Raw genomic sequence first — 13,216 nt, 5'->3', positions numbered from 1 at the left:
GGCGGGGTGAGAATCGTCTTCGCAGGAACCCCCGCCGTCGCCGTGCCCGCTCTCGAGGCGCTGCTTGAATCCGACCATGAGGTCATCGCCGTGCTCACCCGCCCCGATGCCCCGGTCGGCCGCAAGCGCGTGCTGACCCCGAGCCCGGTGAAGGAGCGCGCCCTTGCCGCCGGCATCCCGGTGCTCGAGGCCGCCCGGCTGCGCGGGGAGATCCTCGACGAACTCGAAGCCCTCGGCCCCGATGCCGTCGCCGTCGTCGCCTTCGGTGCGATCGCCGGACCTCGTGCCCTGTCGATCAGTGAGCACGGCTGGTACAACCTGCACTTCTCCCTGCTGCCCCAGTGGCGCGGGGCAGCACCGGTCCAGCGGGCGCTCATGGCCGGACAGACGACCTCAGGAGTCACTGTCTTCCGCATCGACACCGGCATGGACACCGGACCGGTCCTCACCCAGCAGGAACTCGACCTGCCCTCGGCACCGGCCGGAGAGGTCCTCGACTCCTACGCCCGCACCGGGGCGGAGCTGCTCGTCACCGCCTTCGATCAGCTCGCAGACGGCAGCGCCGAACTCACCCCACAGCACGGTGAGACCAGCCACGCTGAGAAGATCACCCCAGACGAAGCCGAACTGCCCTTCACCGCCACCACCGCCGAACTCGTCGCCCGCGCCAACGGCGTCACCCCAGCACCGGGCCCATGGGCGCTCATGGACGGCAAGCGCACCAAGCTCTCCGGCATCACCGCCGCCGATGACCTCAGCAGCGCCGCCTGGCAGCAGCCCGGCCGGCTCGCAGCCGCCGCTGACGGCACTGTGCTCATCGGCACCAGCGACGGCGCCGTCGCTGTCGAACGCATCCAGCCCTTCGGCAAGGCGATGATGGACGCCGCCGACTTCCTGCGCGGCCGCGGTCAGGCCGCCTTCGACATCAGCGAGGAGCCCGGCGATGCGTGAGCCCAGCGGAGACCGCAAACCCGCCCCCGGCAAACCCGGCCCCGGCGTCAAACGCCGCCGTGTCAGCCATGGCCGCACCCGCGTCAACCCCGGTAGGCGCATCGCCTTCGACGTTCTCATCGCCGTCGACGATGACGACGCCTACGCCAACCTGCTGCTGCCCCCACGGCTCAGCCGTGCCGGGCTGAGCACCGCCGACGCCGGGCTGGCAACCGAACTGACCTACGGCACCCTGCGCGGCCGCGGTCTTTACGATGCGATCATCGCCCACGCCGCCGGCCGGCCGGTCAGCAAGCTCGACACGCCCGCCCGCAATGCCCTGCGGCTGGGTGCCCACCAGCTGCTCGACATGAACACCGCCGCCCACGCCGCCGTCAACGAAGCCGTCGGTCTCATGCGGGCGACCAAGCACATGAAGGCCGCAGGCTTCGTCAACGCCGTCATGCGCCGCATCAGCGAACGCACCCGCATCGAGTGGCTCGACCTCGTCACCAGAGGCGCCAGCGACGACGAGCAGATCGGGCTGACCTACGCGCACCCGGCCTGGATCGTCACTGCACTGCGCCGATCGCTCACCGCCCACGGGCGCGATGCCGGCGAACTCACCGCACTGCTCGCAGCCGACAATGTGCCCGCCCGCGTGTGCCTGACAGCCCTGCCCGGCCTGGCCGACCGGGAGGCGATCGCCGCCGACTGCGGAAAGCCCACCGCGCTGTCCCCGCTCGGCGTCGAACTGTCCTCCGGAGACCCCTACACACTTCCTGAGGTGCAGGCAGGACAGGCCCGCGTCCAGGACGAAGGCTCCCAGCTCGTAGTCCTCGGCCTGACCGCAGCCTGCGCACCTGACGGCCCGGTCCTCGACCTGTGCGCCGGGCCCGGCGGCAAGACTGCCATCCTGGCAGCAGACGCCGCTGCCACCGGAACACCAGTCGTCGCCTGCGACGTCTCCGCACACCGCGCCGAACTCGTCCGCGACTCCGTACGCGCCATCGACGCAGACGTCACCGTCCTCAACACCGACGGCCGCAGCCTGGCAGACGAGCACCTCGGCCGCTACACCCGCGTGCTCGCCGACGTTCCCTGCACCGGCCTCGGCGCGCTGCGCCGCCGACCCGAAGCCCGCTGGCGGCGCAAACCTGAGGACGTCGAGGCACTGCAGCCCATCCAGCGCGAACTGCTGACCCGGGCGATCGAGCTCACCGCACCCGGGGGAGTCGTGGCTTACACCACCTGCTCGCCCCACCACGGGGAGACGATCGACATCGTCACCGAGGTGCTCACCGCCTCGGGCACGGACGTCGAGGTGCTTGACGCGCCGGCGATCCTCGCAGACGTCACCGGCCAGGAGGCCGCCCAGTTCGCCTCGGCGCCGATCGGCACCGGGCAGGCCGTGCAGCTGTGGCCGCACGTGCACGGCACTGACGGGATGTTCCTGGCACTGCTGCGCCGCACCGGCTGAAGCGCTGAGGCTCTATGCTGGGAGGGTGAGCATTCGCATTCATCCCAGCATCCTGTCCTGTGACTTCTCCCGCCTGTCCGAGGAACTCGACGCGATCTCGGCAGCCGATATGGCCCACGTCGACGTCATGGACAACCACTTCGTTCCCAACCTCACCTTCGGCCCGCCGGTCGTCGAGCGGATCCGTGAGGTCTCGCCGATCCCCATCGACGCACATCTCATGATCGAGCAGGCCGACCGGCACGCCCAGGTCTACGCGGAGATGGGCTGCGCATCGGTCAGCTTCCACGCCGAAGCCTCCGCGGCCCCTGTCCGGCTGGCCCGCGAGATCCGCGCACTCGGGGCGAAGGCCTCGCTGGCGATCCGCCCGGCCACTCCGATCGAGCCCTACATCGACCTGCTGGCCGAGTTCGACCAGATCCTCATCATGACCGTCGAACCCGGATTCGGCGGCCAGTCATTCCTCGACGTGTGCCTGCCGAAGGTGGCCCGCACCCGCCAGGCGATCGAAGACGCCGGTCTCGAAGTACAGCTGCAGGTCGACGGGGGAGTCTCAGCCACGACTGTGGCCCGCGCTGTGGCCGCCGGAGCGAATGTGCTCGTGGCAGGCTCCGCCGTATACAGCGCTGAAAACCGCAGCGCAGCGATCGAAGAGCTGCGCGAACTCGCCCTCGACGCCCTGCGCTGAACAGGCATGCGCGGCAAGACAGAAGTTGCCGCGCATGTGAGCCAGAGCCTATAGTGCCACCAGGAGTACGTGCTCCGGGGTCGGTGAAAGTCCGAGCCGGCGGTGACAGTCCGCGACCCCCGTTCCGACGGGGCTGAACTGGTGGGATTCCAGTACCGACGGTGAAAGTCCGGATGGGAGGAAGCACGTCTGCGTCCGCGCAGCTGATGGCGATATGTGCCTGAGCCTACGCGGCGCCACCGCGCTATTCACGCGTCGCAACCCCCGGAGCCTTGAGCGAAAGGTTTCGGAAAGTGGATATCATCTCGTGGCTCAACGCCCCGGTCTTCGAACTCATGGGCAAGCCCGTTCCCTGGTCCGATGTCATCGGCAACATCTGCGCACTGGCAACGGTGTTCCTGGCACTGCGGCGCAACATCTTCTCCTGGCCTGTGCAGATCACCGGCTCGATCTTCCTGTTCTCGGCCAGCATTTCGGCGGGCCTCGGCGGCAACGCCGCGCGTCAGGTCGTCATCATCGCCGCTGCGATCTGGGGATGGAGCCAGTGGAAGCGCTCCCAGGAGGAGACCGGTGAGATCCGCGTGCGCTGGGCGACCTGGCCCGAACGACTACTGCTCATCGCCGCCCTGGCCGCAGGCACTGCCGGTTTCGGCTGGATCCTGGCGTGGGGCGACTGGTCGTGGAACCCATACCCGGACGCCTACATCTTCATCGGCTCACTCGTGGCGATGTACGCCCAAGGCCGGGCGATCGTCGAGTTCTGGTTCGTGTGGCTGGCCGTCGACCTCGTCGGGATTCCACTGGCCATCATGGGCGGCCTGCTGTTCTCCGGCATCGTGTACTTCGTCTTCCTCATCATGGTCATCGTCGGCATCGTCGACTGGGCGAGGAAGTCCAAGCAGACGATCGCATCACCGAGCGAACCCGCACAGACGATCGCCGGGCACTGCGCCGACGGCTGAGGGTCTTCGAACGTCGTGCTGACGTCGACCCCGATCATGTACGTCCGCCCTCGGCATTGCCCTCAACCATCCGGTCTGTGCGCCATCCCGCACGGGGCAGGCTCCCGAGCTCACGGCAGGAGGTTTCGGTGGCCTGGAGCTGTGATCCTCCCCTCACTTCCTCCTGATCGCAGTTTCATACGTCATCGTCTGGATGCGCCGGGCGCCGGCCGCAGCCTCTGGGGCCGCTGCTTCCAGCTCCTGCGCTGGGACTTCGCCTCTCTGCTCTGTAGGGCGGCGCCTGAGACTCTCTGCAGACTGGTGCCGGTGGTGTATTACCCTGGCCGTGTGAAGACCTTCGAAGAACTGTTCGCAGAACTGACCGAAAAAGCAGCCACCCGTCCCGCTGGCTCGTCCACCGTGGCCGAGCTGGACGCCGGAGTCCATGCGATCGGCAAGAAGGTCGTCGAAGAGGCCGCCGAGGTGTGGATGGCCGCCGAGTACGAATCCGATGTCGAACTCGCAGGTGAGATCGCTCAGGCGATCTACCACCTGCAGGTGATGATGATCGCCCGCGGGATCAGCCTCGACGACGTCTATCGCGAACTGTGAGCCGAAAGGAAGCTGTGAGCCGAGAAATCACCGATACCGGCCGCATCCCGGCGGTCCGGGCCGACGGCATGCTGCGCGTGGCTGTGCCTAACAAGGGCTCGCTGTCCGAATCAGCGACGACGATGCTGCGCGAAGCCGGCTACCAGGTGCGCACGACCTCCAAGCGACTCGTCCACCGCGACGTCGACGCCGGCATCGAGTTCTTCTACCTGCGCCCGCGCGATATCGCCGTCTATGTCGGCCGCGGGCTCATCGACCTCGGCATCACCGGCCGCGATCTGCTGCTGGAATCCGGTGCCGAAGCCGAGGAGCTGCTGCCGCTGGGCTTCGCCCGCTCTCGCTTCCACTACGCCGGAGCCGAAGGCGCTTTCCACGAGATCGACGAACTCGAGGGCCTCACCATCGCCACCAGCTATCCGATGCTGGTCGAACGCGACCTTGCACAGCGCGGACTCGAAGCCCGGGTCATCAAACTCGACGGGGCCGTGGAGGTCTCGATCGAACTCGGTGTCGCCGACGTCATCGCCGATGTGGTCGAAACCGGCACCACGCTGCGGATGGCCGGGCTGCAGACCTTCGGCGAACCGGTCCTGCACTCCGAAGCCGTGGTCATCTCCAACCGGAAGTCGAACCCGGGCACCCGGAAGTTTCTGCGCCGGCTCGAAAGCGTCATGGTCGCCCGCGACTACGTCCTCGTCGACTACGACATCGCCGCCGAACACCTCGCCGAGGCGACCGCGCTGACCCCCGGCTTCGAAAGCCCCACCGTCTCCGCCCTGCACGACAGCGACTGGTACGCCGTGCGCACCATGGTCGCCGCCCGCGACGTGCACAAGACCATGGACCAGCTCTACGAAGTCGGCGCACGCGCCATCCTGGTGACGAACATTGGCGCCTGCCGCATCTGAGACACGGCCATTCAGGCCCTATTTCACGAGGATCCTCACCGTGTTCCTCGCGATCACGATCGTCGTGTCCTTCGCACTGCTGAGCTGGGGGCTGACTCAGTTGCACTGGACCGGCTGGAAGACCCGCGACATCATCTGGATGAATGCTCTGGGCGTGATCTTCGGAGCCGTCGTCTGGCGCGTCGGGGCGATCGCGGCATTTGTCACCGACGAAGCACTCATCGTGCGCAACATCTTCAGCACGACAAGGGTCGAATGGACGCGCATCCTCTCCATCAGCTTCCACCCGCGGGGTGGTGACTCGTGGGTCACCCTCGACCTGTCCGACGGTTCGACCCTGTCGGTGATGGCGATCCAGTCCGCAGACGGAGACCGGGCGCGCTACGCCTGCGAGCGGTTGCGTAGACTCGTGGACACATACAGCTCACCCGATGTGCCGGACAACTGAACCGGTCTGACACCACCCGTGCAGACACGCGTCCGCGAGACGACAGCGCAGCGGCACCGACACCTCGGGCACACTGAGACCAGCCGCCGGGCACGGCTGCCAGCGGCCGAACGACGAAGGAGAACCGCCTGACGATGAGCAGCACATCCGAGACCACCACCCGCCCCGGACCGCTGTCCGGCTACACCGTCGTCGACCTCTCCCGCGCACTGGCCGGACCGCACGCCGGGCAGATGCTCGGCGACCTCGGCGCCCGCGTCATCAAGGTCGAGAACCCCGCCTCCGGCGACGACTCCCGCTCCTGGGGCCCGCCCTTCGTCGGCCCTGAGGACGACCCGCAGGCCACCTACTTCTTCTCCTGCAACCGCAACAAGGAATCCATCGCCCTCAACCTCAAGGACGACGGCGACAAGGAGGTTCTCGCCCAGCTCATCGAACGCGCCGACGTGCTCGTCGAGAACTTCCGCGGCGGCGTGCTCACCCGCCTCGGGTTCTCCACCGAACGCTGCATGGAGCTCAACCCGCGCCTCGTGATCCTCTCGATCACCGGCTTCGGCCACGACGGCCCCGAAGCCTCCCGCGCCGGCTACGACCAGATCGCCCAGGGTGAGGCCGGCCTCATGTCGCTGACCGGCTCCGGCCCCGATGACATGCAGAAGGTCGGCGTGCCGATCGCCGACCTGCTCTCCGGCATCTACGGCTCCTACGGCGTGCTCGCCGCCCTGCTCGAACGCGAGCGCACCGGCCGCGGCAAGGTCGTGCGCACTTCGCTCATCGCCGGCATGGTCGGCGTCCACGCCTTCCAGGGCACCCGCGCCACGGTCGCCGGGGAGAACCCCGCACCCGGCGGCAACCACCACCCGTCGCTGTCGCCCTACGGCCTGTTCCACTGCAAGGGCGGGGCCGTGCAGATCTCGGTGGGCAACCAGAACCTGTGGCACAAACTCTGCGCCGCCTTCGACATCGACCCCGAAACCCAGGGCATGGCGACCAACGCCGAGCGCGTCGCCAACCGCCCGGCAGTCATCAGCGTCATCGAGGAGCGCTTCCGCGACTACACCGCCGAAGAGCTGCTCGAGAAGCTCGCCGCCGCCGGCATCCCATCGGGCATCGTGCGCTCCCTGCAGGAGGTCTACCAGTGGGAGCAGGCCCTGTCGCAGGGACTGAAGATCTCCGTTGAGCACCCGGTGCTCGGTGAGATCGACCTGCCCGGCCCGCCGCTGCGGTTCTTCGACGCCGATACCGAAGGCGAGACCGAATCGACCCCGCGCGAGCACCTCGCCCCGCCGCTGCTCAACGAGCACGGCGACGCGATCCGCCGCTGGCTCGAGGAGACGCCATGAGCTCGCGGCTGAGCGCCCGGGAGCTCATCGACCTCGTCGTCGACGACGGCACCTTCGTCTCCTGGGACGAAGAGCCGATCGAACCTGCTGATGGGATCTCCGAGACCTACGCCGCCGAACTCGCCCAGGCTGCCCAGAAGTCCGGTGTCGACGAGGCCGTCATCACCGGTGAGGGCCGCATCTACGGCCGCCGCGTCGCGGTCGTGGCCTGCGAGTTCCGGTTCCTCGCCGGATCGATCGGCGTCGCTGCAGCCGAACGGCTGTGCCGGGCGATCGAACGCGCCACCGCCGAAGGCCTCCCACTGCTGGCCGGACCGGCATCCGGCGGCACCCGCATGCAGGAGGGCACCGTCGCATTCCTCACGATGGTCAAGCTCGCCGCTGCTGTGAAGGTCCACCGCAAGGCCGGACTGCCCTATCTCGTCTACCTGCGCCACCCGACTACCGGAGGCGTGTTCGCCTCCTGGGGATCACTGGGCCACTTCACCGTGGCCGACCGCGGCAGCCTCATCGGCTTCCTCGGCCCGCGCGTGTACGAGCAGCTCTACGGCGAGAAGTTCCCCGACAGCATCCAGACCGGTGAGAACCTCTACCGCAACGGGCTCATCGACGCCGTCCTCTCACCTGAGCGGATCGCCTCGACGGTCAACATGGTCCTGAATGTGCTCATGGGTGCCCGCGAAGTCCCGGGACCGGTGCCGGATCCGCGCACCGAACCCGACCCGATGCCGGTCAACACCCACGCCTGGGACATCATCACCGCCTCCCGCCGGCCCGAACGGCCCGGCGTGCGCGAACTGCTGCGCCACGGCGCCACCGACGTGCTGCCGCTCAACGGCACCGGCCAGGGTGAGAAGGACCCCGGCCTGCTGCTGGCCGCCGCCCGTTTCGGCACCGCACCGTGCATCGTGCTCGGCCAGGACCGCAGCCGGCAGGCCGCGGGCGAACCGATGGGACCAGCCGCCCTGCGTGAAGCCCGCCGCGGCATGGCCCTGGCAGCCGAGCTGCACATCCCGCTCGTCACGATCATCGACACCCCGGGTGCCGCGCTGTCGAAGAGCGCTGAGGAAGGCGGGCTGGCCGGAGAGATCGCCCGCTGCCTGGCCGACCTGGCCACCCTCGACGCACCGACCGTCTCCCTCATCATGGGCGAGGGGACCGGCGGCGGGGCATTGGCACTCGTCCCAGCTGACCGGGTGCTCTCAGCCGAGAACGGCTGGCTGTCACCGCTGCCGCCCGAAGGCGCCTCGGCGATCGTCTACCGGGACACCGACCATGCCCCGGAGATGGCGCAGAAGCAGGGCGTGCAGGCTGAGATGCTGCTCAAGCACGGCATCGTCGACCGGGTCATCGCCGAGCAGCCAGATGCCGCCGACGAACCCGAGGCGTTCGTCACCCGGGTGGCGAAGACCCTGGAGTACGAGATCATCACGCTGATGCGCGAGCCGGCCTACCGCCGCGAGCACCGGCGCATCGAACGCTACCGCAGCCTCGGACTGTGAGAGGAGCCCTGCGAACATGACCCTTGCCGTGCGCGTCATCCCGTGCCTTGACGTCGACGCCGGCCGCGTCGTCAAAGGGGTGCGGTTCGAACACCTGCGCGATGCCGGTGATCCGATCGAACTCGCCCGCCGCTACAGCCAACTCGGCGCTGACGAAGTCACCTTCCTCGACGTCACCGCCTCCAGCAGCGACCGGGAGACCACCTACGACATGGTCTCCCAGTGCGCGGAGACGGTGTTCATCCCGCTGACCGTCGGCGGGGGAGTGCGCAGCACCGACGACGTCGACCGGCTGCTGCGGGCCGGCGCCGACAAGGTCGGCGTCAACACCGCAGCCGTCGCCCGGCCCGAACTCATCACCGAGATCGCCGAACGCTTCGGCAGCCAGGTCCTCGTCCTCTCCCTCGACGCCCGCCGGGTCCCAGCAGACCAGCCGGCCACCGCCTCGGGATTCGAGGTCACTACCCATGGCGGCCGCCGCGGAACCGGCATCGACGCCATCGAATGGATCCGCGAGGCAGCCGAACGCGGGGCAGGGGAGATCCTGCTCAACAGCGTCGACGCCGACGGCACACATGAGGGCTTCGACCTTGAACTCATCCGCGCCGCCCGCGCAGCCGTCGACGTCCCGCTCATCGCCTCCGGAGGCGCCGGCAAGCTCGAGCACTTCGCCCCGGCCGTCCACGCGGGAGCCGATGCCGTGCTCGCCGCCTCGGTCTTCCACTTCGGCACCTTCACGATCGCCGAGGTGAAGGAAGCCCTCGCAGCCGACGGGATCACCGTCCGATGACCGGCGTCCCGGACTCCAGCCTCGACCCGGCGATCGCCGAACGCCTCAAACGCGGCAGCGGCGGGCTGCTGCCGGTCGTCGTGCAGGAGGCGACGAGCCGCGAGGTGCTCATGCTCGCGTGGATGGACGACGAGGCACTGGCCCGCACCCTGCGCACCGGCAAGGCGACCTACTGGTCGCGATCCCGCCAGGAGTACTGGGTCAAGGGCGAGACCTCCGGTCACACGCAGAAGGTCCGCTCGGTCGCCCTCGACTGCGACGCCGACACCATCCTGCTCATCGTCGACCAGGTCGGGCCGGCGTGCCATACTCAGACAGCCACCTGCTTCACCGGAAGGGAGCTCGATGCACATCTCGCCGACACGTGAGGAGTTCCGCGCCAGTGCGGAACACCATCGGCTCGTGCCTGTCTTCACCCGCGTGCTGGCCGACGCCGAGACGCCGCTGAGCCTGTACCGCAAGCTCGCCGCCGGCCGCAGCGGAGCGTTCCTCTTCGAATCGGCCAGCCAGGGCCAGTGGGACCGCTACTCCTTCATCGGCCGCGACCCGGTGGCCACCCTGACCGAGCAGGACGGCGAGCTGCTGTGGCTCGGCACCGCCCCGGCCGGAGCGCCCACCAGCGGAGACGTGCTCACCGGCCTGCACGAGACGATGCGGCTGCTGTCCATCGAACGCCCCCACGCCGGCCTGCCGCCGATGATCTCCTCCTTCGTCGGCTACCTCGGCTGGCACTTCGTGCGCCGCACCGAACGCCTCGGACCCGGCCCAGAACCCGTCGACGCGGTCCCCGAACTCAGCCTTTCGGTCCCCGGCGACGTCGCCATCTACGACCACTACACCTCTGAGGTGACCCTGGTCGCCAACGTCGTCAACGTCAACGGACTCGACAGCGGCGTCGACGACGCCTATGACGCCGGCTGCCAGCGCCTCGAGGCGATGCTGACCGAGCTCGCCACACCGCTGGAGTCCGACGTCGCCTGGTACGACCGGGCCGAACCGCAGGTCTCCTCGCGCACCGACCGCGACGACTACCTGCAGATGATCGAACGGGCCAAGGGCAACATCGTCGACGGCGACGTTTTCCAGGTGGTCCTCTCCCAGCGCTTCGAAGCCGAGTGCACGGCCGACCCGCTCGATGTCTACCGGCTGCTGCGCACCTTCAACCCGAGCCCGTACATGTACCTGCTCGACGTGCCAACCCCCGACGGGACCCCGATGGCGATCGTCGGTTCCTCACCCGAGGCGCTGGTCACCGTCACCGACGGGAAGGTCGAGACGCATCCGATCGCCGGCTCTCGGCCGCGCGGTGCCACCGCCGAGGAGGACCGCCAGCTGGCAGCCGAGCTGCTGGCCGACGAGAAGGAGCGCGCCGAGCACCTCATGCTCGTCGACCTGGCCCGCAACGACCTCTCCAAGGTCTGCCGGCCCGGCAGCGTCGATGTCGTGAACTTCATGGAGATCGAGCGCTACAGCCACATCATGCACATCGGCTCGACCGTCGTCGGCACCTGCGATGACGATGTCGACGGCATCGATGTGCTCTCGGCGGTGTTTCCCGCCGGCACGCTGTCCGGGGCGCCGAAGCCGCGCGCCCTCCAGCTCATCGACGACTACGAGACCGTCGCCCGCGGAGTCTACGGCGGAGCAGTTGGGTACCTGTCCTTCACCGGCGACCTCAACGTCGCCATCGCGATTCGCACCGGCGTCATCCGCAACGGGCGCATCTCCGTCAGTGCCGGTGCCGGAGTCGTCGCGGACTCCGTGCCCGCCTCGGAAGATCAGGAATCGCGCAACAAGGCCGCCGCAGTGCTGCGTGCAGCAGCCGCCGCGCAGACGCTGACCCGCCCGAACGGGAGCGCAGCAGAGGTCCGGCCATGACCCGATCTCGTGCCGTCATCGCGCTGCTCGCCGCAGCCGCCGTGCTGTGGATCGTCGGCTCCCAGCCATGGTTCCAGCCCGCCGAAACCGCAGAACTCGCAGGCGTGAGCGCAGGATCGGTCGCGGCTCCAGAGAACTCGCCGGTGGTGCTCGCCTGCGCGGGCATCGTCGCTGTCAGCGGCCTGCTGCTCACCATGCTCAAGCGCATCGGCCGCTGGATCGTCACCGCCTGTGCGGCACTGGCCGGGCTCGGCTTCGCCGGCGTGGCGCTGAGCGCGTCACTCAGCAGCGCGCAGACGACGAACCTGCCGGCCATCGGCATCATCGCCGGGCTGCTCGCCGCAGCGGTGGCTGTCTGGGTGCTGCTGCGCTCAGGCCGCTGGCAGACGACCGCGCGCTTCGAAGCCGACACCTCCGAAGCGGAAGCTGAAGACGAGCACGGTGACCTCGACCCGACCCGTACCTGGGATGCCATCTCCCGAGGCGAGGATCCGAGCTGAGACCTGTGCCACATCGATGACGATCAGATGTCGGTTCGCGGGTCGGTTTCTGGCCCGCCGCATCGTCGTGAGAGAATGACCGCATACCGCGTGAGAACGAAGGAGAACCATGCCGAAGACCATTTCCCGCAATGGGGCATACGACCTCGACCGCTCGAGCATCGACTACGACACAGTCAAGGATCCGGGCCACGGGAACACCGTTGCCGCCTGGACCGGAGTCTTCATCATCCTCGTCGGCTTCATCGTCGGGTGCGTCGGCGTCGTCGCCGAGACCCCGATGCTGCTCTGGGTCGGCCTCATCATCTGCGTCCTCGGTCCGATCGTCGGGCTTGTGCTGCGTGCGGCCGGCAGGGGCGGGAAGAAGACCAAGGCGAAGGCGTGAGCGTTCTCGCCGACATCGTCAGCGGGGTGAAGGCAGACCTGGCAGAACGCCGGGCTGCCTGCCCACTGGCAGACATCGCCTCACGCGCCGCGGATGCACCCGCGGCGCTTCAGTTCCTGCCGCGTGTGGCCGACGATTTCAGCATCATCGCTGAGGTCAAACGCTCCTCGCCGTCTGCCGGTGCCCTGGCCGACATCGCCGACCCCGCCGGGCTCGCGAGCTCCTATGCCGCAGGCGGCGCGGCTGCGATCAGCGTACTGACCGAGCAGCACCGCTTCAACGGCTGCTTGGACGACCTCGACGCCGTCCGTGCTGCGGTGGATATTCCCGTGCTGCGCAAGGACTTCATGGTCGACGAATACCAGTTCCACGAAGCCCGCGCCCATGGCGCCGATATCGTGCTGCTCATCGTGGCCGCGCTCAGCCCCGCCCAGCTGCAGGAGTTCAGCGAACTGTCCGCCAGCCTTGGGATGGCAGCGCTCGTCGAGACCCACACTGCTGAGGAGATCGAGATCGCTGCCGGCATCGAACCGGCCCTCCTCGGCATCAACACCCGCAATCTCAAAGACCTCAGCGTCGACCTCAACCGCTTCGCGCCATTGGCCGACCTCTGCCCGCCTGATACCGTGCTCGTCGGCGAATCCGGTGTCAGCCAGGCCGGTGATGTCGCCGCCTATGCTGCGCAGGGTGCCGATCTCGCACTTGTCGGCCAAGCGCTCGTCACCGGCGGGAAGCCGCGCGAGAACGTCGCCGAGTTCACCGAGGCCGGGCGGAAGGCGAAAGCCGAGCGCCGAGCCCTCTGACACCGCCT

At 68.4% G+C, this 13,216-nt stretch carries 15 protein-coding genes and 1 riboswitch; all 15 genes read left to right on the top strand.

Annotation, left to right across the window (positions count from 1 at the left end):
* The first annotated feature begins 6 nt into the window (after nucleotides 1-6).
* The 15 genes from fmt (at nucleotide 7) to trpC (ending at nucleotide 13,208) form a co-directional block, all read left to right on the top strand.
* The gene (gene fmt, locus B4E96_RS02620; protein ID WP_286956297.1) at nucleotides 7-951 is read left to right on the top strand and encodes a methionyl-tRNA formyltransferase; all 945 of its coding nucleotides are present in this window, start codon (nucleotides 7-9) and stop codon (nucleotides 949-951) included.
* Nucleotides 944-2,410: an RsmB/NOP family class I SAM-dependent RNA methyltransferase gene (locus B4E96_RS02615; protein WP_286956296.1), complete on the top strand. Its 1,467-nt coding sequence runs from the start codon at nucleotides 944-946 to the stop codon at nucleotides 2,408-2,410. The genes fmt and B4E96_RS02615 overlap by 8 nt, the downstream gene beginning before the upstream one ends.
* A 25-nt stretch (nucleotides 2,411-2,435) precedes the next feature.
* Nucleotides 2,436-3,098 (top strand): ribulose-phosphate 3-epimerase, encoded by a 663-nt coding sequence (gene rpe, locus B4E96_RS02610; RefSeq protein ID WP_259844980.1) that lies wholly within the window; start codon nucleotides 2,436-2,438, stop codon nucleotides 3,096-3,098.
* Between the two features lie 65 nt (nucleotides 3,099-3,163).
* Nucleotides 3,164-3,289: riboswitch (FMN riboswitch) on the top strand.
* 102 nt (nucleotides 3,290-3,391) lie between these two features.
* Nucleotides 3,392-4,060: a nicotinamide mononucleotide transporter family protein gene (locus B4E96_RS02605; RefSeq protein WP_286956294.1), complete on the top strand. Its 669-nt coding sequence runs from the start codon at nucleotides 3,392-3,394 to the stop codon at nucleotides 4,058-4,060.
* A gap of 327 nt (nucleotides 4,061-4,387) precedes the next feature.
* Nucleotides 4,388-4,651, top strand: a complete 264-nt coding sequence (locus B4E96_RS02600; protein WP_180964675.1) for a phosphoribosyl-ATP diphosphatase — start codon at nucleotides 4,388-4,390, stop codon at nucleotides 4,649-4,651.
* A gap of 68 nt (nucleotides 4,652-4,719) precedes the next feature.
* Nucleotides 4,720-5,559, top strand: a complete 840-nt coding sequence (gene hisG / locus B4E96_RS02595; RefSeq protein ID WP_286956437.1) for an ATP phosphoribosyltransferase — start codon at nucleotides 4,720-4,722, stop codon at nucleotides 5,557-5,559.
* A gap of 40 nt (nucleotides 5,560-5,599) precedes the next feature.
* Nucleotides 5,600-6,007 (top strand): PH domain-containing protein, encoded by a 408-nt coding sequence (locus tag B4E96_RS02590; protein WP_259795570.1) that lies wholly within the window; start codon nucleotides 5,600-5,602, stop codon nucleotides 6,005-6,007.
* Between the two features lie 134 nt (nucleotides 6,008-6,141).
* Nucleotides 6,142-7,350, top strand: coding sequence for a CaiB/BaiF CoA transferase family protein (locus tag B4E96_RS02585; RefSeq protein WP_259833651.1), 1,209 nt, complete (start codon nucleotides 6,142-6,144; stop codon nucleotides 7,348-7,350).
* Complete coding sequence (locus B4E96_RS02580) at nucleotides 7,347-8,852, top strand: carboxyl transferase domain-containing protein (protein WP_286956292.1); 1,506 nt, start codon at nucleotides 7,347-7,349, stop codon at nucleotides 8,850-8,852. Before B4E96_RS02585 ends, B4E96_RS02580 begins: the two co-directional genes overlap by 4 nt.
* A 16-nt stretch (nucleotides 8,853-8,868) precedes the next feature.
* Nucleotides 8,869-9,642, top strand: coding sequence for an imidazole glycerol phosphate synthase subunit HisF (gene hisF / locus B4E96_RS02575; RefSeq protein ID WP_286956291.1), 774 nt, complete (start codon nucleotides 8,869-8,871; stop codon nucleotides 9,640-9,642).
* Nucleotides 9,639-10,010, top strand: a complete 372-nt coding sequence (gene hisI, locus B4E96_RS02570) for a phosphoribosyl-AMP cyclohydrolase (RefSeq protein ID WP_165882854.1) — start codon at nucleotides 9,639-9,641, stop codon at nucleotides 10,008-10,010. Before hisF ends, hisI begins: the two co-directional genes overlap by 4 nt.
* 34 nt (nucleotides 10,011-10,044) lie before the next feature.
* Nucleotides 10,045-11,520 carry an anthranilate synthase component I gene (trpE, locus tag B4E96_RS02565; protein ID WP_349680635.1) on the top strand — a complete coding sequence of 492 codons (1,476 nt, stop codon included), beginning with the start codon at nucleotides 10,045-10,047 and terminating at the stop codon, nucleotides 11,518-11,520.
* Nucleotides 11,517-12,020, top strand: a complete 504-nt coding sequence (locus tag B4E96_RS02560; RefSeq protein WP_286956290.1) for a Trp biosynthesis-associated membrane protein — start codon at nucleotides 11,517-11,519, stop codon at nucleotides 12,018-12,020. Before trpE ends, B4E96_RS02560 begins: the two co-directional genes overlap by 4 nt.
* A 109-nt stretch (nucleotides 12,021-12,129) precedes the next feature.
* A complete protein-coding gene (locus tag B4E96_RS02555; protein ID WP_286956289.1) occupies nucleotides 12,130-12,405 on the top strand; it encodes an HGxxPAAW family protein in 276 nt (91 codons plus the stop codon).
* Complete coding sequence (gene trpC, locus B4E96_RS02550) at nucleotides 12,402-13,208, top strand: indole-3-glycerol phosphate synthase TrpC (protein ID WP_286956288.1); 807 nt, start codon at nucleotides 12,402-12,404, stop codon at nucleotides 13,206-13,208. Before B4E96_RS02555 ends, trpC begins: the two co-directional genes overlap by 4 nt.
* Nucleotides 13,209-13,216 lie beyond the last annotated feature (8 nt).

It is taken from the genome of Brevibacterium sp. UBA7493, assembly GCF_002479565.1.
Taxonomy (GTDB): Bacteria; Actinomycetota; Actinomycetes; order Actinomycetales; family Brevibacteriaceae; genus Brevibacterium; species Brevibacterium luteolum.
Note: the sequence above shows the minus strand (reverse complement) of the source record. Positions and strands in the feature narration are given on the sequence as shown.

Excerpts from the sequence above, each read along its gene's own strand:
- B4E96_RS02555 (WP_286956289.1), top strand. The coding sequence starts at position 12,130 with ATGCCGAAGACCATTTCCCGCAATGGGGCATACGACCTCGACCGCTCG.
- B4E96_RS02560 (WP_286956290.1), top strand. The coding sequence starts at position 11,517 with ATGACCCGATCTCGTGCCGTCATCGCGCTGCTCGCCGCAGCCGCCGTG.
- hisG (WP_286956437.1), top strand. The coding sequence starts at position 4,720 with ATGCTGCGCGTGGCTGTGCCTAACAAGGGCTCGCTGTCCGAATCAGCG.
- B4E96_RS02585 (WP_259833651.1), top strand. The coding sequence starts at position 6,142 with ATGAGCAGCACATCCGAGACCACCACCCGCCCCGGACCGCTGTCCGGC.
- B4E96_RS02580 (WP_286956292.1), top strand. The coding sequence starts at position 7,347 with ATGAGCTCGCGGCTGAGCGCCCGGGAGCTCATCGACCTCGTCGTCGAC.
- hisF (WP_286956291.1), top strand. The coding sequence starts at position 8,869 with ATGACCCTTGCCGTGCGCGTCATCCCGTGCCTTGACGTCGACGCCGGC.
- B4E96_RS02615 (WP_286956296.1), top strand. The coding sequence starts at position 944 with ATGCGTGAGCCCAGCGGAGACCGCAAACCCGCCCCCGGCAAACCCGGC.
- hisI (WP_165882854.1), top strand. The coding sequence starts at position 9,639 with ATGACCGGCGTCCCGGACTCCAGCCTCGACCCGGCGATCGCCGAACGC.